Annotated in this window: 15 protein-coding genes and 2 pseudogenes; 5 read left to right on the forward strand and 12 right to left on the reverse strand. The window is 58.1% G+C overall.

The annotated features are described in order from the left end of the window. Positions 1-11: 11 nt before the first annotated feature. A complete protein-coding gene (locus ACFFSY_RS14340) occupies positions 12-1,250 on the reverse strand; it encodes a multidrug effflux MFS transporter (RefSeq protein WP_377495070.1) in 1,239 nt (412 codons plus the stop codon). A gap of 418 nt (positions 1,251-1,668) precedes the next feature. Here ACFFSY_RS14340 and xynA point away from each other — a divergent pair, with 418 nt between their 5' ends. The 3 genes and pseudogenes from xynA to ACFFSY_RS14355 form a co-directional block, all read left to right on the forward strand. Then, the gene (gene xynA / locus ACFFSY_RS14345; RefSeq protein WP_377495072.1) at positions 1,669-2,304 is read left to right on the forward strand and encodes an endo-1,4-beta-xylanase XynA; all 636 of its coding nucleotides are present in this window, start codon (positions 1,669-1,671) and stop codon (positions 2,302-2,304) included. A gap of 165 nt (positions 2,305-2,469) precedes the next feature. Next, positions 2,470-3,381, forward strand: coding sequence for a formylglycine-generating enzyme family protein (locus ACFFSY_RS14350; RefSeq protein WP_377495074.1), 912 nt, complete (start codon positions 2,470-2,472; stop codon positions 3,379-3,381). Positions 3,382-4,168: 787 nt separating this feature from the next. Next, positions 4,169-4,255 (forward strand): annotated as a pseudogene (locus ACFFSY_RS14355) (SDR family oxidoreductase); the annotation flags it as partial. Positions 4,256-4,423: 168 nt separating this feature from the next. Here ACFFSY_RS14355 and ACFFSY_RS14360 read toward each other — a convergent pair. The 6 genes and pseudogenes from ACFFSY_RS14360 to ACFFSY_RS14380 all read right to left on the reverse strand — a co-directional run bounded on the left by ACFFSY_RS14360 (position 4,424) and on the right by ACFFSY_RS14380 (position 8,705). Further along, positions 4,424-4,678 carry a winged helix-turn-helix transcriptional regulator gene (locus tag ACFFSY_RS14360; protein WP_377495076.1) on the reverse strand — a complete coding sequence of 85 codons (255 nt, stop codon included), beginning with the start codon at positions 4,676-4,678 and terminating at the stop codon, positions 4,424-4,426. After that, positions 4,585-4,896: a winged helix-turn-helix transcriptional regulator gene (locus ACFFSY_RS14365; RefSeq protein WP_377495078.1), complete on the reverse strand. Its 312-nt coding sequence runs from the start codon at positions 4,894-4,896 to the stop codon at positions 4,585-4,587. Before ACFFSY_RS14365 ends, ACFFSY_RS14360 begins: the two co-directional genes overlap by 94 nt. A gap of 76 nt (positions 4,897-4,972) precedes the next feature. Further along, a pseudogene (locus tag ACFFSY_RS14370) lies at positions 4,973-5,293 on the reverse strand (VOC family protein); the annotation flags it as partial. Between the two features lie 188 nt (positions 5,294-5,481). Next, positions 5,482-5,730: a hypothetical protein gene (locus ACFFSY_RS35130; RefSeq protein ID WP_512699692.1), complete on the reverse strand. Its 249-nt coding sequence runs from the start codon at positions 5,728-5,730 to the stop codon at positions 5,482-5,484. A gap of 243 nt (positions 5,731-5,973) precedes the next feature. Beyond that, a complete protein-coding gene (locus ACFFSY_RS14375) occupies positions 5,974-8,094 on the reverse strand; it encodes a GMC family oxidoreductase (protein WP_377495080.1) in 2,121 nt (706 codons plus the stop codon). 233 nt (positions 8,095-8,327) lie between these two features. Further along, complete coding sequence (locus ACFFSY_RS14380) at positions 8,328-8,705, reverse strand: hypothetical protein (RefSeq protein WP_377495082.1); 378 nt, start codon at positions 8,703-8,705, stop codon at positions 8,328-8,330. Positions 8,706-9,369: 664 nt separating this feature from the next. Here ACFFSY_RS14380 and ACFFSY_RS14385 point away from each other — a divergent pair. Together ACFFSY_RS14385 and glgP are read left to right on the forward strand one after the other, a co-directional pair. Further along, positions 9,370-9,894, forward strand: coding sequence for a hypothetical protein (locus ACFFSY_RS14385; RefSeq protein ID WP_377495084.1), 525 nt, complete (start codon positions 9,370-9,372; stop codon positions 9,892-9,894). 346 nt (positions 9,895-10,240) lie between these two features. Continuing rightward, complete coding sequence (glgP, locus tag ACFFSY_RS14390) at positions 10,241-12,415, forward strand: alpha-glucan family phosphorylase (RefSeq protein ID WP_377495086.1); 2,175 nt, start codon at positions 10,241-10,243, stop codon at positions 12,413-12,415. Positions 12,416-12,658: 243 nt separating this feature from the next. Here glgP and ACFFSY_RS14395 read toward each other — a convergent pair whose 3' ends face one another. From ACFFSY_RS14395 to ACFFSY_RS14415, 5 genes are all read right to left on the reverse strand, one after another. Next, positions 12,659-13,606 (reverse strand): glycoside hydrolase family 43 protein, encoded by a 948-nt coding sequence (locus ACFFSY_RS14395; RefSeq protein ID WP_377495088.1) that lies wholly within the window; start codon positions 13,604-13,606, stop codon positions 12,659-12,661. Positions 13,607-13,654: 48 nt separating this feature from the next. Next, positions 13,655-14,602: a glycoside hydrolase family 43 protein gene (locus ACFFSY_RS14400; protein WP_377495090.1), complete on the reverse strand. Its 948-nt coding sequence runs from the start codon at positions 14,600-14,602 to the stop codon at positions 13,655-13,657. Between the two features lie 348 nt (positions 14,603-14,950). Then, positions 14,951-15,757 (reverse strand): polysaccharide deacetylase family protein, encoded by an 807-nt coding sequence (locus ACFFSY_RS14405; RefSeq protein WP_377495092.1) that lies wholly within the window; start codon positions 15,755-15,757, stop codon positions 14,951-14,953. A 264-nt stretch (positions 15,758-16,021) separates the two neighbouring features. Beyond that, on the reverse strand, positions 16,022-20,950 hold the full coding sequence (locus ACFFSY_RS14410) for a sugar-binding protein (RefSeq protein ID WP_377495094.1): 4,929 nt from the start codon (positions 20,948-20,950) through the stop codon (positions 16,022-16,024). A 106-nt stretch (positions 20,951-21,056) separates the two neighbouring features. Further along, on the reverse strand, positions 21,057-22,688 hold the full coding sequence (locus ACFFSY_RS14415) for a response regulator transcription factor (protein ID WP_377495097.1): 1,632 nt from the start codon (positions 22,686-22,688) through the stop codon (positions 21,057-21,059). Positions 22,689-22,831 lie beyond the last annotated feature (143 nt).

Genomic DNA, 22,831 nt, shown 5'->3' on the forward strand with positions numbered 1-22,831 from the left:
GCTATTCGCTTCTAATGAAAAGCCTCCGTGACGACCTGCTCCTTCCCAAGCTTCGCCTCCGGTTTCCCGGCCAAGCCGAAGAACGCAAGAAGCGCCAGCACGCTCGTGCACACGATGATGACGCCCATCGGCACGGCGGAATACTCACCCGCGACGCCGACGAGCGGCGACGTAATGGACCCGATGACGAACGGGAGCAGGCCCAGCAGCGCGGACGCGCTTCCTGCCCGTTCACTTTGCGAGCCCATCGCCAGCACGAAGGAAGCGGTCGCCGTCATCCCGATGGAGGCGACGAAGAAGAACAGCGGAATGACGAGCGCGAACAGAGGCCCCTGCAGCAAAATCACGAGCAAGGCCGTCAAGCTGGCCGCGCAGGACATGAGCAAGCCGAGAATGACGAAATTCCGTTCCGAGAACACCCGGCTGAACCGCCCGACGACCTGCGAGCCGATAATCAAGCTGATGCCGTTGGAGGCGAACAGCAGCGCGAAGAGCTGCGGCGACGCGCCATAGATGTTCTGATAGACGAACGGCGTCCCGGACACGTACGCGAATACGCCCCCGATCATAATGCCTTGGGCCAGCGCGCAGCCGATGAAATGCCGGTCCCGAATCAGCGACCGAATACCGGTGACCAGCTCGCCGAAATTCCCGGGCACCCGCTTCTCGGCCGGCAGCGTCTCCTTCAAGTTCGTCGTGGCCAGGATGACGAGCGCAATTCCGACGACGCCCAGCACGATGAATACGCCTACCCACGTCGTAAAGGAGATGACGCCGCTGCCGGCCATCGGCGCGATCATCGGGAACAGATTGTTGACCAGCATCAGCATGGAGAAGAACTTCGTCAGTTCCGTCCCGCTGTACAAGTCGCGCACGATCGCTCTGGAGATGACGATGCCCGCCGAAGCCGCGAATCCTTGCACGAAGCGCGCCCCGATGAAGAAGTAAATGTTCGGCGAGATCGCGCAGACGAACGAAGCGACCAGGTAGAGCGCCATCGAAATGATAATCGGCATGCGTCTCCCATGGACGTCGCTCAGCGGTCCCATAATAATCTGTCCCAAGCCCAGCCCGATCAGACAGGCCGTCAAGCTGAGCTGCACGAGCGAAGCCTGCGTGCCGAAATCGGCTGTAATCTCGGGGAAGGACGGTAAGTACATGTCGATCGTAAGCGGGCCTAGCGCCGAAAAAGCGCCAAGCAGCAGGACTAGCCGCAAACGGTCCAACTTGTTTGATTTTGCCACTGTCATGGTTTTCTCCTCGTCTCCATAGTGTCGATCTTCGTAAGGCCTGAATTGGCGATCCTCTCTCTTCTTATCGCCCAGCCTAAATCTTCACCTACTATAGCAGATTAAAGTTAGAAAGGAACTATACAAAACTAACTAAATCAAGGCGAAACGGCAATTGCCGTCTTTTGCGGCGAGGCGCGTTTCGTTCCCGAGAAATACAACTACCCAATCCCACGATTTGTAAAAACTTAAATTTGTATAGGTTAATCTTTAATTTCTCAAGTTCAAATGAATGCGCTTTCTCTTATTATTTTCCTAGCGAGGAGGTGGTCATCGACAGCTCAAAGAGGCTGATCCAACATCATGTACGGCAGCGCGAATCGGCAGACGAATCGAGTGCAGGCATGTCGTTCCAACCCAACTTATTAGGAGGTTATTAATGATGAAGATGAACAAGAAAATGTTGACTGGCATTATGGCGGCTTCCATCGGGTTCAGCGCGTTCGCGGCTTCCGCGAGCGCGGCGACGGACTACTGGCAGAACTGGACCGACGGCGGCGGCACGGTCAACGCGGTCAACGGGTCCGGCGGCAATTACAGCGTCAACTGGTCGAACACCGGCAACTTCGTCGTCGGCAAAGGCTGGACGACCGGCTCCCCGACGCGCACGATCAACTACAATGCCGGCGTCTGGGCGCCTAGCGGCAACGGATATCTGACACTTTACGGGTGGACGCGTAATTCGCTCATCGAATATTACGTCGTCGACAGCTGGGGCACGTACAGACCGACCGGCTCGTTCAAAGGCACGGTGACTAGCGACGGCGGCACGTACGACATCTATACGACGACGCGCTACAACGCGCCATCCATCGACGGCACGCAGACGTTCACCCAGTTCTGGAGCGTCCGTCAGTCGAAGCGGCCGACCGGCAGCAACGCGGCCATTACGTTCGGCAACCACGTGAACGCCTGGAAGAGCAAAGGCATGAACCTGGGCAGCAGCTGGTCCTACCAAGTGCTCGCGACGGAAGGCTACCAAAGCAGCGGCAGCTCTAACGTCACGGTGTGGTAATCAGCCGGTTGCAGGCAAGATAACCAGACCGGACAGCTGGTCGAATGTCCGGCTATGGAATGATAACGAGGTGCTCGTCACCTTGGTAACGAGAGGTCGTCTAAAGGTATAGGCCGTCCGCGGCCTATGCCTTTTCCCATCCCAATCGAGGAGAATTGCTAACCTATGAGATGGCGAATCATTGTGCTGTTGGCCGCGGCGGCGGTGGCCACCAGCGGCTGTTCTTCGAGTAAGGCCGAAGTGATGCAGCCTGCCCCGACGCAGAACAAACAGACGCAAGCGGAACAGACGTCAAGAGAGCTGGCCAAGACGGACAACCTGGTGCTTGTCGAAGGCGGCGCTTTCAAGCATGCCAAGTTCGGCCACTATGGCAAAGACGAGACGATTGCGAGCTTTTATATCGGGAAATACGAGGTTACGCAGCAAGAATGGACGACGGTCATGGGCAGCAACCCCTCCCAGTTCAAAGGCGCGGATCAGCCGGTGGAGATGATAAGCTGGTACGACGTCGTGGAGTATTGCAACAAGCGGAGTCTGCTAGAAGGCTTGCAGCCCTATTACGCGATCGACAAGACGAAGTCAGATCCGAATAACAAGAGCGAGTACGATACGGTGAAGTGGATCGTCACGATCAATACGGGCGCGAACGGCTACCGCCTGCCGACCGAAGCCGAGTGGGAATACGCCGCAGGCGGCGGGCAGCTCAGCAAGAGCTATTCGTACAGCGGTGGCGGCAATCCGGATGAAGTCGCCTGGTATTGGCGCAATGCCGGCGACCAATACTTATCCGGTGATTGGAACTGGCCGATCATCGAGAGCAACCATAGTCGCACCCACGCCGTCGGCGGCAAGAAGCCCAACGAGCTGGGCTTGTACGATATGTCCGGCAATGTGCGGGAATGGTGCTGGGATTGGTATGCGGAGACGGGCTCGGCTAGCGATAGCGGCTCCATGCGCGTGCTGAAGGGCGGCGGCTGGATGGGCGACGTCAAGAGCAGCGAGCTTGCGTATCGCGGCAAATTCGAAGCTAATGGCTATGGTCCGGACCAAGGGTTCCGCGTGAGCCGGGATGCGTAGATGGGAGGCGGCCCGGCGAGCGAATACAACACGCGAGATAATCCACATCCTTGATTGGATGTGGGTTATTTTGCATGCGGTTAACGGTAGGCATATCGACCGCATAATAAGGCATGCTGTTGGTATCCACGACTTTGCCCCGCACCTTGCTATTTAATTGTGCAACGACTGCCGCTTGCTGGATGGAAGACTTCAGCGCCTCGGTGACTGTATCTCGTTTGGAGATATAATCGTTCGACCACAGAATCAATCCGATACCTAAGACCAGAAACAACGATAATAGCCGCTTATTGCGCCTCAAAAATGTCATGCTTCGTCACCTGCCTCCAACCCAGTATCGTCTTTGGCGCTCCATCTCATTACACCCTCATTACCCAAACAATCTCTCTGATAAAGCTCCTTCGTTCCACTTGGGCCAATGAAAGACGCGTTCGCGAAATGTTGCGTTCAGACGTGGATGACATCGTCGACACGGTCGCCATGTGCGGCAAAGCAGCGTCGCTAAGACCATTCCAGGCAGCGTGCATAATACGAGGTGACGAATGTCCGAAGTTACCCGGCTCGCTAACCCCGTTCATCCATACACCTTAAACTCCTAGCTGGCCGCGTTGCCGCCGCTGTAGCTGGAGGTGGTGACCGTAACTCGGATATATAGGTAAGTACTGCTAAGCATATCGGTGGTCAACCCCTGCGTCGAATTCCCCGTTCGTTTCGTCGTGTAGGTCGCATTGTCGTTGCTGCCTTCGATCTCGTATTACAAATACGTATAATTACGGTTGATCACCAGCAGGTCATCCTGTTCCTCGCAAGCGACGATTCGTCGTACATGACGGGGAACAGCTTGATCGTAGACGGTGGGTATACGGCGCAGTAAGAGAGCAGCATGCAGGTAAGGCTTTGCGATAAGCTCGGCTTCCCCTATCCCTTCTCCCTGGACAAAAAGCCCGAAGCGATCGCTATTGGAGACGAATAGTCCAAATTGCACAAACAACCGATTCTATTCAGAATCGGTTGTTTGTGTCGATAATTTTTAACCGTAAGTTTACACCAAAGATTCCAAATTGTCGGCCAGGCGATAGAGAGGCTTTTCTGCATGGCGGTGCAGCCGATACAAGAACGAGGGCCGCTGTTGTTCACTCAGCAGTCTCTTCACCGCACCCAAGTCATGGAGCTCGCTCAGGCGAGCAGATAGCATCCCCGGCGTCACCTGCTGAAGGGCCTGCTTAATATCTTGAAAATGTTCATCGTCAAAATGAAGCGCAAGCAAGACGGGCAGGTTCCAGGCTTTCGCAGACAACCTGCCGTATCCGAGCTCGTGCTCAGCACGTATTCGGGTAACGCGGGATGGCGTCGTTCATGGGGAGACAGATGCTGGAGCAGTCCGCTTTCGGTCATCCGTTTTAGATTTTCGCTTAGTCGCGCAGGGGAAATTTGCAAATGATGCTGCATGGGTGTAAATCGCCCCCTGCATGTCTCCAACGCAAACAAGATCGGTACTGTCCATTGTCCCGACATCTCCTGCGACAGCTGGAGTACGCGAATTTCTGTACTCAGAGCGGGTCAATTCCTCGGATAACACCAGACTGTGCCCGTCGGGGTCAGCGAATGTTGCCAGTTTCACCATGTCCGGTACGGTTTCTATTTCCCCCATGAACACTACGCCTTTTTGTTCCAAAGATTGCTTAGCTGCCTCGATATCATAGACCTCGAATACAGTCGAAGAGGTGGAAGGAATGATTTCTTCCGCCTCCGAAAATCCGATTATGCAACCCTCGGTTGAGGTATTCATCATGGCCATTCCCGAGGCGGAGTCGTGGAACGCGAGATCAAATCCTAACTTTTCTTTATAAAAAAGAATCGATTCGTTCAAGCTTTTGACGCTGTACCATATCGTTACGCCTGGTTTAAACATGAAGCACCTCCATAATTTTTAATATCGTTATTAAACCAACTTTCACCCTGCGCCTGAGTGAGACTTAGCTTCGCTTTCAGCGGTAAGAAGACGGCGTCTGAACCTTCCGCCCGTACTTTCAACGGCGAGCGGCAGCCGAGCGTTTGGCCCGGTTGCCTGCGTTGGTTTTATAGTGCTATCGATCTTCGCTAGTTCTGTTTCTGTCGAATCAACGCTTTACGAAGCTTTCTTCGAAATCCTAGATTCACTGTCGAAACCGCTTTATCCGCCGTTTTCGCGCTTGCTGAGCTGCATTTCTTGCAGACTGTCACTAGCTTTCCGTCCGAGTTTGTCGCAGCATAAAGCAGCTTTATTCTGGTCGACAAGCAAATCGGACAAATCCCCCTACCTCTAGAAGCTGTGTTCCACAAGCCTTTACCGCGTTTCGTTTTAGCCATTTCAGGCTCCTCTCAATAATGAATAATAGAAAATTAAACCATTTTTGTTAATCGTTAATTTAGTTTAATCATACTGGTCAGGCAACTCGATATAAAGGTAAAAAACGGTTATGGATAAACTGTCCTCCGTTAACTTAATGCCGTTTCCCAACAGTTTGCGTTAATTTTATGAAAAACAAATAACCGGATTCACTCCGGTAGCGGAGTGAATCCGGTTATCAAAATCCGAACAAACGGGGTAGATTATTTCCCCCTCGCCACATTCTCCGCCGTGCGGAAAGCCAAAGCCAGAATTGTCAGCACCGGATTCACGCCGCCGTTGGTGACGTGCACCGATCCGTCGCTCACCCACAGATTGTCGTAGCCATGCACGCGACCCGTCGGGTCCGTCACCGACGTCGAGGGATCATCGCCCATGCGCAGCGTCCCGGCCTGGTGCTGCCCGGCGCTAAGACCTGCGCCCGGCGCGGTCCGCCAGACTTCGCGCGCGCCCGCCGCCCACAGCCACTTCTCCGCTTGCTCGGCCAGCAAGGCCGAAGCGCGCAGCGACTCGGGGTGAGCACCGCCGGAGAGCTGCGCGACGGGGAGTCCGAAGCGGTCGCTCGCCGTCTTCGATAGCCGAACTCTGGAGTCGGGGGTCGGAATTTCTTGGATCGGACCCTGAATATGGCTGGTGCGCAAGTACGTCTCGCGCATCGTCGCTTTGCCTGCGCTCCCCCATCTAGGCGCATGCGGGGCAAGCGCGCGGTACCAATGCAGGATCGGCAGCCGCGTGAACTCGTTGGCCAGCAGTCCTCCCCCGATGATGCCGCTGTCTTGACGATGGTCGAAATTGAAGGTCGCGATGCTCACGCCCGGACCAAGGCCGTCTTGCACCGGTTCATCGAACAGTCCGTAAGCGCCCGAGTAGACATGGCCTTGAAGATGCCGGCCGACCTGTCCGTGCCGGTTACCAATCCCGTCCGGCTCCGCGTCGCTCGTCGAGCCCAGCAGCAGCCGCGCGCTCTCGATCGCGCCCGCCGCGACGACCACATGACCTGCCCGCACTTGCCGCCGCCGGATCGAGCCGTTGCCTTGCTGAACAAGCCGCACGCCGGTGGCATGCTTGCCGCCCTCGGTATCGATGTAAGCGACTGCGGTATCGCAGATTAGATCGCAGTTGCCGGTCGCGATCGCCCGCACGAGCATCGTATTGTGCCCGCCGTTCTTGCTGTTCGTCGGACAAGCGAAGCCGACGCATTGACCGCAGCGGCCGCAAGCCGGCCGGCCATCCCGTTCCACGGAGTTGATGAGGAGCGGCACCGGACCCGCATCCCAGCCCAGCTTGTCTGCCGCCCGGGCCAAGCGCTGCGCTTCGAGCGTTCTCGGCAGCGGCGGCATCGGATACGGGCGCGTCCGCTTCCCGCGTCCCGGGTGGGCGTCGCCATCGCCGGAGACGCCCACCTCCCATTCGGCACGCTCGTAATAAGGCTCGAGCTCCTCGTAACGAATCGGCCAGTCCTGAAGCGAGCTTCCCTCCGGAATGCCGTAGCGGCTCGCCATGCGGAAGTCATCCGGATGAAATCGCCACGCCTGCGCCCCGTAGATTCGCGTCCCGCCGCCCACCGTCATCGCGTTGTTATGGTAGTCGCCTTCATGGGGCGAGGTGACCCGCTCCTCCCCGCTCGGGAGAAGAATCGTTCGCGGGCTGCCTTGGAGCGCCGGTCCCGTGTTATGGCCGTACTTGCTGAAACGATGGTTGCGCAGATGATCGCTCCCGATCTCGCCGTACCGAAGCCAGCTTCCACGCTCGACGACGAGCACGCGAAGCCCAGCCTCGGCCAATACGGCGGCCGCGACGGAACCCCCGGCTCCGGCTCCCACGATCACCGCGTCGTATTGGTCTCGAAGCTCATCGAGCGATTTCTGCGGAAGCTCCGTCTCCGGAATAGGCGCCTGCCGCTCATCTGCCGTGCCAGGGCGGAACCCGACCATCGCCCAAGACTTGGCCTCTAGATTCCCGCCTGAATCCGGGCTGCCATAATAACCTTCCATGACCAACGGCAATAGGGCATTGAAGAAGCGCCGCGACGAAACGGGCCAGTCCCCGAAAACATCCTGCTCCGCTTCCTGCAGCAGCCAATCTTGTTCCTGCGCAGCCAACGCCGCAAAGGGATGGCCATAGCGGGCGATGGCCGCGGCTTCCAGAGCGTGAAGTCCCGGCTCGATCACCTCGCGCCAGTCTGCGCTATTCTCTGCCGCATGACGCGCCAAAAAGGACAGGACGCCGCCCTCCGCCCCCGACGGCCAGGCATCTCCTGGAATCATCCGATCGGTAACCGCTTCCAAAATTGGCCGAATTGCATCGAATCGCGGATCTTTCATCCACCTTCCACTCCCTAACATCGAAATCAAAGCAAGCTCGTTCTAAACCTATGTCCATTATACGTTTCGCCGCTTATCGCGCACTGTCGAATTTTGAACCCCTATTAATAAATGACGTCCGTCTCTCAGGCGCGGCGTTGGCGAATTGCATCCGATTCAGTTATCATGATCCCATACGCGATACGCGTACCGAGCCGCAGCAATAGGAATACATTCCAGTTCCTCGCGGTTCGTTAAGTTGAACCGTTCTTCTGCGCAAGCGGGACGAGGAGAAGCCCGCAGACGAGCGAGGAGATCGGAATGACCAGGGCATTCGGCGTAAGCGTGTTGATGGGCGTCAGAAGGGACGCTAGAGACAGTGGAACGAACGCAAACAGCAGAAGATGCCCATTTACGCGAACCCCTCCCCTCTTCAAGAAGAGAAGGGAGATCAACACGCCAATCCCAAAATAAATTGCTCTTTCGCTCCAGAAGAATGCTTGGTACTCTCCAACGCTTTGAAACTTGTCGATAGCCTGCTTTTCAAGGTGGGAAGCCCAGAACAATAGGGCAATAAGTGCGGCAGACCACAGGAGATAGAGGGCACTGGTCAAAACGCTTTTTTGGTTCAATTCGATTCACCACCCAGTCAAAGATTCAGAGTAAAGCTGATCTGCTAGCGTAAAAATAGTAGGAGCGGACTCAATCGAGTTGCTCCTACCATTTGTTCATCTATCAAGATTTATGCGCGATTATTATGAGTCAGGACCCATGATGAGCCAAAAGCTGTCAAGGTTGCTGTAGTTGTGATTCCAACATTTGCAGGTAGCGATGATCCCGCATTAGTTACGGCAACTACATTACTAGGTACACTATAGCTAAAAGAAAGTGTAGTAGGGGAATAACTTGGGGAATAACTTGGGGAGTAACTAACTAAACTACCGTTAAATGTCATACCGCGTTCTTAGTTTGCTCGTTGTAGGAGTTGATCTTTATCCTGAATTTCTATATAAGTGATTAGCTCAGGAGCTGCTATGTTTGCTGCAAATACCGATGAAGTAGGATCCATTCACCTCCATCCAACTATTTTACAGTTGACTGGTAATTATTAGTGTATACAACAATTCGCATCTGTCAACTGTGATTTAAACGAGAGGTAACGTGCATATCTTCGTTCCACTTGAGTTCCTGTTGTCGTTTTAAGTTCGCTAAAGCACGGCGTTTCTCAGCGACATTCGTCTGGGGATGCTGACTATCGGTGCTATACTTTATTTTCAGCTGACAGGAGATGCATGGATGGATATAACCAAAGACCCGCTCATTCAGAAAGCCTATGCCATCCCGCGGCTTAGGCAGCATATCGTCAACAAAGGCACGATGTACCTCTACTGCGACTACGCCGGCTTCGCCGAACGCAACGTGTACGGCACGGCTGTCTGCGCGGTGTACAACCGCACGGTGCGGGTCGCCGCCAAGAAGCTGCCGATCGAGCGGGATCAAGGTTCGATCTACGGCGAAATGATGGCCATCGTCCTTAGCCTGGAGACGCTTGCCGACGCCTTACTGGAGCATCGGCCGAACAACGCCGTCATCTATACCGATTGCAGCCGCATCTCGCGCCTCCTCGCGCAGGACCGCTTCGCACATCCGCAGGACGAGGTAGGCCGCAATGAACTATTGGCCGCGCTTCGCGATCTCCATCGCCGGTATCCCGAGGTGGACGTCCAAATCAAATACATGCGCAGCCATCGGAAGAACAACCATTTGCATCGGATAGCGCACAATGCGGCCAGGAAAGCGGCCGATGCGCCAATAATCTAGGAGTAACGCTAACCCGGGCACGGCCGCATGGCTTCGCTCGGGTTAGCGTTTATTCGCGGTTGCGCCTACATTGACCCGCTCGCCTGCTTCATCAGCTTCCCCTTGTCGTAATAACAACCGACGCAGCATTCTTCGCCAAATCCATTTTCGACCTTAATCCGCAGGTTTTATCCCGCTCGCCCCATACAGCTAGACGACCTTCCTCGACTTCGTCCAACACGAAAGGTACAGTCTCTTGTCGAATTTAATGGGCACGCGGACCGCAATCCGGCATATAGTTATAGTGCCATCGAGTAAGGCGCTTACATGGCGAAGCGCGATTTTACGCGATAATGAGGTGGGAAAAATGCCAAAAGGCGGCGTGGTGTACTTCTCCGCGGAGTTCGGAATCGACGAATCCTTGCTAATCTACTCGGGCGGTCTCGGCATCTTGGCTGGCGACCATGTCAAGGCGGCATCAGACCTGAATATTCCGCTTACGGGCGTCGGCATATTGTATGGCAAAGGGTATTTCCAGCAGCGCATTAACGAGGGCGGCTGGCAGCAGCATCTGTATCCCGATATCGACTTGGAGGCGAGCGTCTACCCCGTTCGGCTCGTGCGAGATGGCGAAGATCGTCCGCTCGTCATCGACGTGACGCTCGCCGGCAGGCAGGTGCATGCCCAAGCGTATGCCGTCCAGGTGGGCGCGGTGACGCTGTATCTGCTCAATACCGACGTGGAATCGAATCGGGAAGAGGACCGGCGCTTGACCGACACGCTCTATCCGAGCGATCCGGACGTCCGCATCCGTCAAGAGATGCTCCTTGGCGTCGGCGGCGCGAAGCTGCTTGCCGCGCTGGACATCCGTCCGAACGTCTGGCATATGAACGAGGGGCACTCCGCCTTCCTGGCGCTCGAGCGCATCCGGATGCTGTCCGCCGAAGGCATTCCGTTCGAGACGGCGCTCGAAGCGGTCAAGGCGAGCACGGTCTTCACGACGCATACGCCGGTGCCGGCGGGGCATGACGTCTTCGCCATCGACCTAATGGACCGCTATTTCGGCGACTATTACTGGCAGCTCGGGACGGACAAGGAACGCGTGCTGTCGCTCGGGCAGTTGGGCGGCGCGTTCAACATGACGCGGCTGGCCGTCAGCACGTCATCCAAGGTGAACGGCGTGAGCAAGCTGCACGGCGAGGTGACGCGCGATCTGTTCCACGGGTGGACGCCGCACATTCCAAGACATGACATTCCAGTGGATTCGGTCACCAACGGCATTCATATCGGGACATGGCTCGCGCCCGGCATGAAGGAATTGTTCGACCGGCACCTCCCGTCCGATTGGGCCGTACGCGCGGCCGACCGGGACATCTGGACCCCTGTGCGGGATATTCCGGCCAAAGAACTGTGGGAGGCGCATCAGCAGGCGAAATCCGAGATGATCCAAGCGCTCGGCCTGCCAATTGAACAGTCCGGAGATGGACCGCTCGTCATCGGCTTCGCCCGGAGGTTCGCGACGTATAAGCGGGCGCTGCTCATCTTCCGCGACCTGGAGCGGCTCGCGCGTATCTTGGGCGATCCGCAACGCCCGGTCTGCCTCGTGTTCGCCGGCAAGGCGCATCCCGCGGATGGACCGGGTCAGGAGCTGATCCGCAGACTCGTCGAGCTATCCCGGGAAGAGCGGTTCAAGGGCCGCGTTCACATCGTGGAGAACTATGCGATGGATAAGGCGAAGAAGCTCGTGCAAGGCGTCGACGTCTGGCTCAACACGCCGGTGAAGCCGATGGAAGCGAGCGGCACGAGCGGGCAGAAGGCGGCGGTGAACGGCGTGCTCAACTGCAGCGTGCTGGACGGCTGGTGGGTGGAAGGCTACAACGGGCGGAACGGCTGGGCTATCGAAGGCGCGACGGATGGCGATCCCGAGCATCAGGCTTGGCAGGACAGCGAAGCGCTCTATCGGCTGCTGGAGGACGAGATCGTGCCGCTGTTCTACCAAAGAGGGGAGCGCGGCGTCCCGACGGACTGGGTCGGCATGATGAAGGAGTCGATCGGCTCGCTCGCCCCCGTCTATAATACCCACCGCATGGTGAGCGATTATTGGCGCAAGGTGTATGTCCCTGCGAGCGCGCGGGGCGAGCGGTTCGCCGCGGACCACTTCGAGGTCGCCTCCCGGGTCGCTGCCTACAAGCAATTCGTACGCGACAACTGGTCCGCCGTCCGCGTCCGCAAGGTGGAGATTCTGGCCGACCACAGCAGCCGGATCGGGCTGGCCAAGACGGCCTTCCGCGCCGAGATCGGGCTCGGCGCCATCTGGCACAAGGACGTCCGCGTGGAGGCGGTCGGCTCCGACGGTAAGCAAGGCATCTGGAAGGCGAAGCTCGAGCAGGTCCAGCAGCAGGCCAAGGGGCTGTACGTCTACGAGGGCGTCTCGCCCGACATCCCGATCCACATCTGGCGGACGAACGTCAACGTCCGGGTCACGCCGATCAGCCCCGATTTCGCGAGCGACTTCGAGATGGAGCTGGCCGCTTGGGGATAACGAGTGAATTACTCCCCATGCAAGATCGCTTTGCAATATGCAGGAAAGGCTCCTGGCGTCGAGGTCGCGCCGGGAGCCTTTCCTTACGCGGCATTCGCAGCCGCCGTTCATCCGGTCTGCAATTTGCCCTATCAGATGGCGGCCGCCTCCGCCTTTGAGGGCGCCTTCGCCTCGTCCTTCCCGCCGCGCCACAAATACCACGTCAGCCCGGCATAGAACAGGATGCCACGCTCAGACAAGACGCTAATACTCCGACGGCATCTTCTTAAATGCCTTCAACCGGTCATACTCGTCCATCGTAATCTTCAAGATCGTGCCATGCTTAAAGCCATACGGGAACGTGAAGGATTGGTCCGAACGTACGAACTGCCCATCCGCCAGTTTCTCCGCGATGAACGGCACATACCCTTGCTTCTCCGCGGAGACGCCAAAGTGGTCCGCGAACAAACACCACCGGCCATCTTCTAGTTGAACGGCCGTCGGCGCCTCGTAATGTCCGCCTTCCAGCGCCGCCATGCTGTCATCGAACGCAGGAATCTTCTCGAACGGCCCGGTTATGTGCTCGGATACCATCAGTATGATGCCGGTCGGGTTCTTCTCGCTCTTCAGGAACAAATAATACTTCCCGTCTTCCTCGTAGATGGCCGAATCGATAATGCCGCTGTCGTCCTTCTGTATAAGCAGCTGCGGTTCCGAGAAATGTACAAAATCCTTGGTACGGGAATAGTAGATGCCTTTCTCGCCAAAGTTATTGCTGCGATGCGAAGATGACCAATGCACGACGTAATCGTCGCTTAGCTTGTCGTAGATGATATCCGGCGCCCATAGGCAGCCGAAGTCCTCATTCCCCAGCTGGACCATCCGCTGCTCCGACCAGTGAATCAGATCGTCCGACTCCCACAGCGCGAGACATTTGCTGCCGTTCCGGGAGATCTCCTCCCACGAATGCCGATACTGGTTCAACATCCCATACGACAAGCTCAAGTCCGTCGCGAGAATGACAAACTTGCCTTCAGTCGTCCGCGTGATTGTAAAATCCCGGACGCCCTTATCGCCGTAGTAGCTCCACAGCACGGGACTGCCTTCATTCACCGCTTCCCACTGAAAGCCGTCCTTGCTAATGCCGAAGTACACTTGTTCGCCGTCCGGCGTTCGCTTCTCCTTAAAATGGACGAATAAATAGGCTTGCATGATCGTTCATCCCACCCTTGATCAAGTTGGATCGATATTGTAGTTATTTCAGCTTCCCGTTCGCCCGCCGTCCCCGAACGCCGCCAGCAGGCGGCTGCATTCGGCGGCAGTAATCGGGATAACGCCGCCATGGCGCTTCTTGGTTGTCCCCAGGTCGAACGTCTCATCCGGCAGCACGCGGAATTCGCCGCTATCCAGATCGGTGGTCAGCAGGGGCAGATACCCTTTGCCTTCCGCGAAACGATCCACGATCATACACCATTCCTCGCGGTTGTTCATTTTGTAGATTTGCGGGCCCTCCACGCCCAGTAAAGCCTCGAGCCCCGGAGCGTGCAGCGGGACGAACGCGTCGCTCGCCAGCGAGGCGCCTTTCTCGGCACGGATATTCTTGGTCGTCTCGTCCTTGGAGTACCGGTAGTAGGCGCCATTGTGCGCGATGATCGTCGTGTCGATAATATGGTTGTCGCGTTCGATATACTTCTCAGGCTCGGTGAGGCTGCGAAAATCGCGGGTACGGGCGCTGTAGATGCGCTGCTTCCGCTCTTCCTCATGCGGCCCCTGCGTGGCAGAAGCCCAGAACACGAGGAACTCCTCGGCCGCTTCATCGTAGATCGCCTCCGGCGCCCAGACGCATCCGGCATCCGGCACGCCGACCGTGACCCCCCACGGCGAGGACCATTCGACCAGGTCGGCGGATTCCCAAATAATGATGTCGCGGCTCCCTTCATTCACCGCGGCAGACCAGCCTTTGCCGCTCGCGATGCGAAGATCCGTAGCGATCAGATAGAACTTATCCGCCTTGGGCGAGCGCACGAGGAATGGGTCCCGAACACCCTGCTCCCCAAGCTCGGATCTTAGCACCGGCAAGCCTTCGTTCAGGTCCTTCCAATGCAGGCCGTCCTCGCTGTAGGCGAAATACACCTGCTCGCCGTCAGGCTGTTCCCCAATAAAATGCGCCAATAAATAACCTGCATAAACGCTGTTCGGCACGGTCACAAGATCCCCCCCTCAACTCGATCATAGCTTCGTTAGGCTCGCAAATACGCGTTGCTTGGTCATGCATGCAGAGTTAGATGAGAATGTCGGCATGTTGAATTCATTATATTATTAATCCAATGATAAAAACATTAATTCAATTTTCATATTAAAAGATATAAGGCCGGAATGCAATTGTTAACTTGCCTGCCGAACATGCAAAGGGCTGCCCCTCTCGGAGCAGCCCTCATCGCGTTTATTCAGTCAGCCTGCGCTTCGTGCCTTTGGCCTTGCTGCCATACCGGCCATCTTCGGTCCCTGCTGGAATCCTCTAGCCCGTGGAGGCGCTGCATACGGGAAACCTTCATATTATAATTGGATCATCTCTCCCGCGCCAACCTTCACCGGTTCGTCATCCGCGCTGAACCAGACGTCGATGGCGGAAGGATTGTGCGCGAGCCGCCGGTCGGCGGAGAAGCGAAGCGCTCCGAGCGCTCGCCGATACGCGAGGATCTCGCTCATGGTGGCGTGCCAGACGGATTCTTGACCCTGCAGCAGCTCGCCGACCCGATCCATCAGGTCCCAATTGCCGTCGCTCTCGAATTCGAAGCTGTGCCCCCACACCAGCAATAGCTCCATCTTGTTGCGGTAAGGCAGCGATTGCAGGAAACGCTCGGCCGCCTCGATCATTCCCTTATGGTGGCAGGTCGGATGCCAGCGCAGCGGATCGGCGGGCAGCTCGAAGCCGCCGTGGCTTCGTATGGTGCGGGCATATTCGATGCCGAGCGCCGGCAGCAGCGCCGCGACCCGATCGTCATAGGTGCCGAACGGATAGCTCATGCCGCGCACGGGATAGCCCGCAAGCCCTTCGAGCGCTTCGCGGTCCGTCATGATTTCGTGGACGATCTGATCGTCCGGAGACTGCTCCAGGAAAGGATGACCGACCGTATGGGCCGATACCTCATGCCCCTTGTACAACTCGGCGACCTCATCGGGACGGACGTGTCCGTCGCGCCCGAGGACGCCGGAATTCAGATGGAACGTCCCCTTCAATCCGTATTGGTTCATCGACGCCACCAGCCTGCGATCGTGATCGCGCCCATCGTCGAAGCTGAACGCGGCCGCCTTGCGCAGCCCGCCCGGGAACCGGTCGAACTTGATTGTCACTGCCCCCATCAGACCCTTCACCTCTTCCTTTCATCGCGATTCATCGGATCGAAGATGCACGAACGGCTTCGAGCCTCTTGATTCCGCACAACGCCTCCGCGCAAGGCGAGACGGCTGGCGCCGTCCTTTGCGGCGAGGCGCGTTTCGTCCCAAAAAATTACAAAATGACTTGTAGGCGTGAACCATATAAATGCAGTATTTAAAAAGAAGCTCCGTCGTTCAAACGGAGCTTCCAATCGAGCCGAATTCCCTCTTCGCGAGCGGCGCCCGCGCTTACGGCGCTTGCAGGAACAGCTCTCCGAAGGCGGATGTATTCGTCCAGTTGTCGGCCGTTCCCGCCCACACCGTCTGGCTGTGCCGGCCGTTGCCGTCGTCCTCGTCGTTGTTCGCCACGTCGAAGCCGATCGTCATCCCGGCCGACGGCGTAATGCCGAGCGAGCTCCATGGAATCGCCATCTCCACGCTGTAGCCGGCCGTCGTCGCGGTCCAGGCATGCAGCACGCCGCTCGTCAAGCTTCTGGCCTCGAACAGCGAGCTATCGTTCCAGCCCTTGATAAATTGCCGGTCGAAGCCGTCATAGACCGTGCCCTTGTTGTGATCGCCGTCGATGTAGATCTCGATAGAATCGTCGGCATACGGCTCCGCCGAATTGTTGGATAGGTTGCCGTCGACGACGCTCGCCGCGACGTAGAGGTAATCGTCGTCCCACAACACGCCGAAATTCGTCGTATTGTTCGCGGTTCCGCTCACGGCCTTGCCCGCTTGCTTCGTCAACGACCACGCTTGTTCGTTCAACGATCCGTCGATCGCGACCGCGGCATTCGTCTTGCCCGCATGGATCAGCGTATACGAAGCATCCATGGTGACGCTGACCGCGTTGCTGGCCGCGGACACGTTATGTTCCGCGTCGATCGCTTTGACGGTGAACGCGTAACTCGCATTCGGCGTCAAGCCCGTGACCGTATAGGTCGTCGAGGCGACCGTCGCCACCAGATTCGCGCCGTTGTAAATCTCGTATCCGGTCACGCCCACATCGTCCGTGGACGCGGTCCAAGACAGCTCCGCCGTCCGGTCGGTGTGCGATGGCGATACGAGATTTTGCGGCGCCGTCGGCGCCTGCGTATCCCCGACCGTGCCTGTGGAGAGCACCAGGGTGCCGAATGCGGACGTATTCGTCCAGTTGTCGTTCGTGCCCGCCCACATCTGTTGGCTTTGCCGTCCGCTGCCGTTGTCCGTGTCATTGCCAGCCACGTCGAAGCCGATCGTCATGCCGGAAGTCGGCGTGATGCCAAGCGAACTCCAAGGGATTGCCAACTCCACGCTATAACCGCCCGGACGCGCGGCCCATCCATGCAGCACGCCATTCGTCCGCCCTCCCTGTTCCCAGAGCGTGCTATCGTTCCAGCCCTTGACGTATTGCCGGTCCTTGCTGTCATAGGTCGCGGCTTTGTTGTTATTGCCGTCGATATAGATCTCGATGGAATCATCGTAATAGGGCAGCGTGGCGGTATTATACAGATTGCCGTCGATGACGTCGACCCCGACATACAGGTAATTGTCGTCCCAGAGCGCGCCGAATTGCGTCGTGTTGTTCGGAGACCCGATGATCGCCTGGTTTGCTTGTTTGGCCATGGACCATAGATTCTCGTTCAACGCGCCGTCGACCGTAACGGCAGACAGCGTCTTCTTCGCTTGAAGCAGGTACGGCTCCGTCGTGACGGCGAGCGGGGCGCTCGCTCCGGACAGGTTGCCGGCGGCATCCTTGGCCTTGACCGTAAAGGTGTACGCCGAATTAGCCGCAAGCCCGGTCGCCGTATACGACGTCGACGTCGCGGTTCCGGCGAGCGCGGAACCGTTGTACACCTCGTATTGCGTGACGCCGACGTTATCCGTTGACGCCTGCCAGGACAAATCGACCGTCGTCTCTCCCTTGGATACGAGCTTCACGTCCCCCGGCGCGGTCGGCGGCGCGAAGTCGCGGTCATGGATGACCTTGACATCGTCGAATTCGACACCCGTTTTGAAGGCGTAGAGGCCGATTTTGCCCGAAGTATGACTGGTATCCGCGACCGATAATTCCTTGAACCCGTTCACGTAGAAGTCCAGCGCGCTGTTATTCAAGACGGCCGTGAAGTTATACACGACGTTCGTGGCCATCGGATAGTTCTTCTGCGCGATAATCGTGACGGTCCCGTTCACCGACTTGCCGATCTGCAGCTTGCCGGCTTTGATGCGGAAATAATAGAAGTTGTTCGGATCCTGATAACGAGCCGTAATGCCGGCGGCTAAATCGATATCGTTCTGCGTCAGCTTGATGTTCGTCTCCACGCTATAATTCGCATACGCGCTGGCATCCGCCGTGCTGAACGCATTGACGGTCGTCCAAGCCGATTGCTTGTAAACTTTGGAGCCGCCCGACGTGACGACGGCCCATGTTCCGTTCGCAATGGTCCAGCCGTCGGCCGCGCCGTCTTGGAAGTCGTCGCTGAAGGCGAGCGTGCCCGGGCCCGCCGCGGTTGTCGCAGCAAGCGTGTTGCTTGGCGCCGACAAGGCTCCGGCACTGTCGAAGGAACGAACCGTGAGCGTATACGTTCGGTCCGGCAGCAATCCGTTCAACGTATGCGTCGTGCCGGTCGTGGCGCCGACCAGCGTCGTGCCGCTGTAGACGTTATACCCGGCCACGCCGGACAGATTGGACGGCGGATTCCAGCTCAGCGCGATGCTGGTCGCGGTCGCCGCCGTCGCCGCAATATTCGTCGGCGCGGCCGGCGGCGGCGCCGTCGTCACGCTAAGCGCAGCGCTTGCGGCCGAGAGATTGCCCGCTCCGTCCTTCGCCTTCACGGTGAAGGAATAGGCGGTGCTCGGCGTCAATCCGTTCACGACGAAGGATGTACTCGACGGCGATGTGGTGGAACCCGCGAACACGCCTCCGTTATAGATGTTATAGCCCGCGACGCCCGTATTGTCGGTGGAAGCGGTCCACGACAAGCTCGCGGTCGTGGCCGTCTGCGAAGGAGAAGTCACGTTCGTCGGCGCCGTCGGCGCTACGGTATCGCTTCCTTCGCTCGCTAAGGTATCGCCATAATACACGCCGGTGCCGTTCGTGCCGATGTAGACGCGCCCCCACTTCTGCCTGTCGCCTTCCATCGTGTTGGCTTCATCCCCGATCGCCGGATCGAGCACGTCGATCTTCACCCACGTGGCGCCGAAATCATCGGAGCGGAAAATCCCTACCTCATTGTCCACCTTGCCATAGACGAAGACCGTCGGGTACGGCGACCCGAGCCTGTTCTTGCCGAACGCGAACAATTTGGCTTGCTGCACGCCGGGCACCGGCGTCCAGGTGTCGCCCGAATTGCTCGAGCGGACGAGACCGCCCGAATCCAAGCCGACCCACACTTCCCCCGCCATGCCAGGGGCTGCCTTGACGCTGAAGAAGGCCAGATTCGCGGTCGATGACGGCATCGTGGACGCCTGCGACCAATTCGCCCCACCGTCGGTGCTGCGCAGGAATTTCCCCGTCGCGCGCTCCAACAGATAGAACGTATCCTTGTTCACCCTGTCGGAGGCAAGCGGCTGGTACCAGACCCAGAAATCATGGATCAAGCCGGATGGCGCGCCCGTGCTCGGCGTCCACGTCTGTCCCCGATTGGTGGAATAGAGCGGGCTTCCGTATTGCGGCACCCAGACCATCGTCTCGCTGGCGGCCGATACGGCGATGCGGCCGGCGATGCCAGGCGGGTTCGGGAACGCCGTCCACGTCGCGCCGTTATCGGTGCTGTAGCCGCCGCCGCCCGAGTTCTGGTAGCGGGTGGAGCCTACCCGGGCGACGAAATTCGGATTGCTCTCCTGGAAGTCGATGGAGACCGTATCGCCCAACGTCGGACCGCCGAACTTGGCGCTCGGGAATGCCGAGAGCGACGTATGGCGCATGCCGTCGACATCGGCATGCCCGCTCAGCAGCGGAGCGCCGATCGGCGTGCTGCGAAGCGCGAAGTTAACCACTTCCTCATGGCCTTCTTCGTACGAATACCAGTGGGACGGACTGGCCGTAATATCGTCCGTGCGCCAGATGCCGAAGAAGTCGGTCAGCCAGACCCGGTTCGGGTACACCGGATCGATCGTCAAGCTCGCCGTGTTGGCCGCGAACCAATTCGACGTCCACCAAGGGACGTCCGGATGCTTCGCGAACGTGACCTGCGTCCAATTCCCGCCGCCATCCGTGGAGCGGTAGATCGGCGCCGGGAAGTTCGTCCCCGTCGCGATGGCCGTCATGATGACGTTCGGATTCGCAGGGTCCACCGTCATGCCGTTATATTTGCCTGCTGTCGGCGGCGTAATGTTAGTCCATGCGCCGCCGGCGAACTTGGCGACGCCCGTCTCGTGACTGACGTACAGCGTGCCGTTCGAGGCCACGGCCGCCCGGTTCGGTTTGAGCGGACTGCCGCTCAGCAGCGCCCATGACGAGCCCCCGTCTGTGCTTCGGTACACGCCGCTATCCTCGACGCCGACATAGATCGTTTGGGTGGGATTGCCGGGCGTCCCCGCATTCTTGTCGAACACGACGAAATTCAGTCCGAACGGCGAGGTGCCGACGGCCGGGAACCCGCTGACCTGCTGCCATGAGCCGGCGCTCGCGCCGGACGTGCTTCTCCACAGCCCGTCGGTTCGGGTTCCCATATAGATAATCTGTCCGTTGTTCGGGTCTACCGCGAGCCGCTCGCCCGCATCGCGCCCGGTCCCGTTGCCGTAATTCTGGGGAACGAATCCGGTCGGCGTCCAACTGGCGCCCCGATTCGTCGATTTCAAGATATCCGACTGCGATCCCGGCCAATTGAACTTACCCGCCGCGACGTACACGACATCCGGATTCGACGGGTCGATGGCCACGCTGTCGATGCCGTACAAGTTGTACTTCTCTCGCGGCAGCGCGCCTAGAAGTTGAATCCACTTCTTGTTCGCTTCATCCCAGCGATAAGCCCCGCCGACGTCGGTGCGAACGTAGACGAGATTGGGCTCCGTCGGGTGAATGGCGATGCCGGTGACGAAGCCGCCGCCGCCAATGCGCACGTTCTGCCAATTGTACCCCTCCTGCGAAGCGGCATGGACGGCAGGCGCCACCCATCCGTACGTCGCGATCAGCAACAAACATGCGAGGAAACCGCTCAGCTGCCGTCTCCAAGTAAAGCCTTGAAAATCCATCTTGAATCCCTCCTATACTCGGTAGATGCTCGCGCGCTCTCAGAGCTGTCCGGATATTGCGGGTTCTCCCCTTTCGCCGCTTCGCAGGGGCAGCCGATCACCCCCTCTATGTGCTGCTCTTCTCCCTGAACTCCAGCGGCGTCATGCCGAAATAGCTTTTGAACACTTTGCTGAAATAATGGGTCGTTAAATAACCGGTCTGCGTGGCGATCTCGTAGATCTTGTCGCTGCCGTCCTGCAGCAGCCTCGCGGCCAGCGCCATTCGCTGCTTCAACACGTAATCGCCCACGTTCATGCCGGTCTCCGTCTTGTACGCCTTGGAGAGATAAGCCGGATGCAGCTTGACATGATCGGCGATCGCCTGCAGCGTCAAATCGTTCGCGATATTTGCCTCGATGAAGTGATGGATGCGTTTGACGATCAGCTTCCGGGAGTCCTTCGTATTGCGCTGGGCGTCCTCCGACAGCCTTGCGAACGCGAGATAGACCGCGTCCCGAAGCTGCTTGTAGGAGGAAATCGGTTGAACGCCCTCCATCCATCCGTGATGTCCGCCGCCCATAATCTCGCCGAGCTGCCTTCCGTTCTTATGGGCGACATAATGGAACGAGCTCATGACGGAGAACAGCACTTCCTGCGCATATTCCGGGGACTCCGCCCACTTCTGGGCAAGCTCCGCGAACATATCGTCCAGCTTGCGGGCCGCCTTCTCCCAACTGCCGGTCTCCAGCAAATGAATGAGCAGCGGCGGCTGATAGGGGACCCGCAGGCCGCGCGCTATGGATGGCTCGGACTCCTCCCGGGCCGTCACGAAGAAATCGGATTCGTCTCCGATCTGCCGCCGGATGGCGGACAGGCAGATTTGGTGCATGCGGGAGAGCCGCTCGGGGAACGCCTCGAATCGATCGGACACCGCGATGGACACGCTGCGTTTCAAGTACGCGCCCGCGCTTCGATGCATGCTCGCCGCCAGCTTTTCGACCTGCCGCCATTCCGCCGCCTGGTCCCCCTCATCCGCCTTCTTCGCCTTCAGCAGGAAGACCAAATTATCGTAGGTATCTTTGCAATGCCACAGATGATACCGGTCGCCGAATATTTCCCCGGCAATGTTGGCCACGGCGAATTCCATCAACGACAGATCGTAATCGTCGAAGTCGTCGAATCCGTCCTCCAAGCGCATCAAGAACATCCCGGTCCGATCGCCGATGCGAAACGGGAGATCGAGCATGCCCATTCGGCGTGCGATTACCGCCTGCGGATACCGTCGGTCCTGCAGCAGATGGTTCAGCAACTCCCCGCTCAACAGCGACATATGTTCGCGAAGCGTATGCACGGCCCGCTGATAGGAAGCGACCTCCTCCCATTCCGCGTGAAGCTCGGCAACGACGCTGGTCAGCGTCCGGATCAGCTCCTCCGTCTCCACGGGCTTAAGCAAATAATGAGAGGATTGCAGCTCGATGGCTTGCTTGGCATAGTCGAAATCCGCGTGACCGGAGATGAAGATGCATTTGGTCTTGCCGGAACTCTCCCGAATGCGCTGCAGCAGCTCCAGACCGCTCATGCCGGGCATGCGAATGTCCGTAATGACGATATCGACGGTGCACGACTTGACGATGTCCAGCGCTTCCATGCCCGAATAGGCTTTGTATACTTCGCCGATGCCCAGCTCTTCGAACGGAATCGTGGAGACCATGCTCTCCACCTGATCCGGATAATCGTCGACGATCAGCACATGAAACATGACGTTTTTCCTCCCTCGCAGGTTAAGAAGGGGCTCCGCCCCTTTAACCCCACTTTTGTTGCTACCTCCCCCTTCCCCCTCCGCTGCAATGCTGTCAGGTTAAGGAAGTGAGTGGGGTAATAAGTAGTAAAACAGTAAAGTAG

Source organism: Paenibacillus aurantiacus (genome assembly GCF_042431225.1).
GTDB classification, from domain to species: domain Bacteria; phylum Bacillota; class Bacilli; order Paenibacillales; family Paenibacillaceae; genus Paenibacillus_Z; species Paenibacillus_Z aurantiacus.

Bases quoted from the DNA above. Each gene is read 5' to 3' on its own strand.
- ACFFSY_RS14340 (WP_377495070.1), bottom strand. From the start codon at position 1,250: ATGACAGTGGCAAAATCAAACAAGTTGGACCGTTTGCGGCTAGTCCTG.
- xynA (WP_377495072.1), top strand. From the start codon at position 1,669: ATGATGAAGATGAACAAGAAAATGTTGACTGGCATTATGGCGGCTTCC.
- ACFFSY_RS14350 (WP_377495074.1), top strand. From the start codon at position 2,470: ATGAGATGGCGAATCATTGTGCTGTTGGCCGCGGCGGCGGTGGCCACC.
- ACFFSY_RS14365 (WP_377495078.1), bottom strand. From the start codon at position 4,896: ATGTCGGGACAATGGACAGTACCGATCTTGTTTGCGTTGGAGACATGC.
- ACFFSY_RS35130 (WP_512699692.1), bottom strand. From the start codon at position 5,730: ATGGCTAAAACGAAACGCGGTAAAGGCTTGTGGAACACAGCTTCTAGA.
- ACFFSY_RS14375 (WP_377495080.1), bottom strand. From the start codon at position 8,094: ATGAAAGATCCGCGATTCGATGCAATTCGGCCAATTTTGGAAGCGGTT.
- ACFFSY_RS14385 (WP_377495084.1), top strand. From the start codon at position 9,370: ATGGATATAACCAAAGACCCGCTCATTCAGAAAGCCTATGCCATCCCG.
- glgP (WP_377495086.1), top strand. From the start codon at position 10,241: ATGCCAAAAGGCGGCGTGGTGTACTTCTCCGCGGAGTTCGGAATCGAC.
- ACFFSY_RS14395 (WP_377495088.1), bottom strand. From the start codon at position 13,606: ATGCAAGCCTATTTATTCGTCCATTTTAAGGAGAAGCGAACGCCGGAC.
- ACFFSY_RS14405 (WP_377495092.1), bottom strand. From the start codon at position 15,757: ATGGGGGCAGTGACAATCAAGTTCGACCGGTTCCCGGGCGGGCTGCGC.
- ACFFSY_RS14410 (WP_377495094.1), bottom strand. From the start codon at position 20,950: ATGGATTTTCAAGGCTTTACTTGGAGACGGCAGCTGAGCGGTTTCCTC.
- ACFFSY_RS14415 (WP_377495097.1), bottom strand. From the start codon at position 22,688: ATGTTTCATGTGCTGATCGTCGACGATTATCCGGATCAGGTGGAGAGC.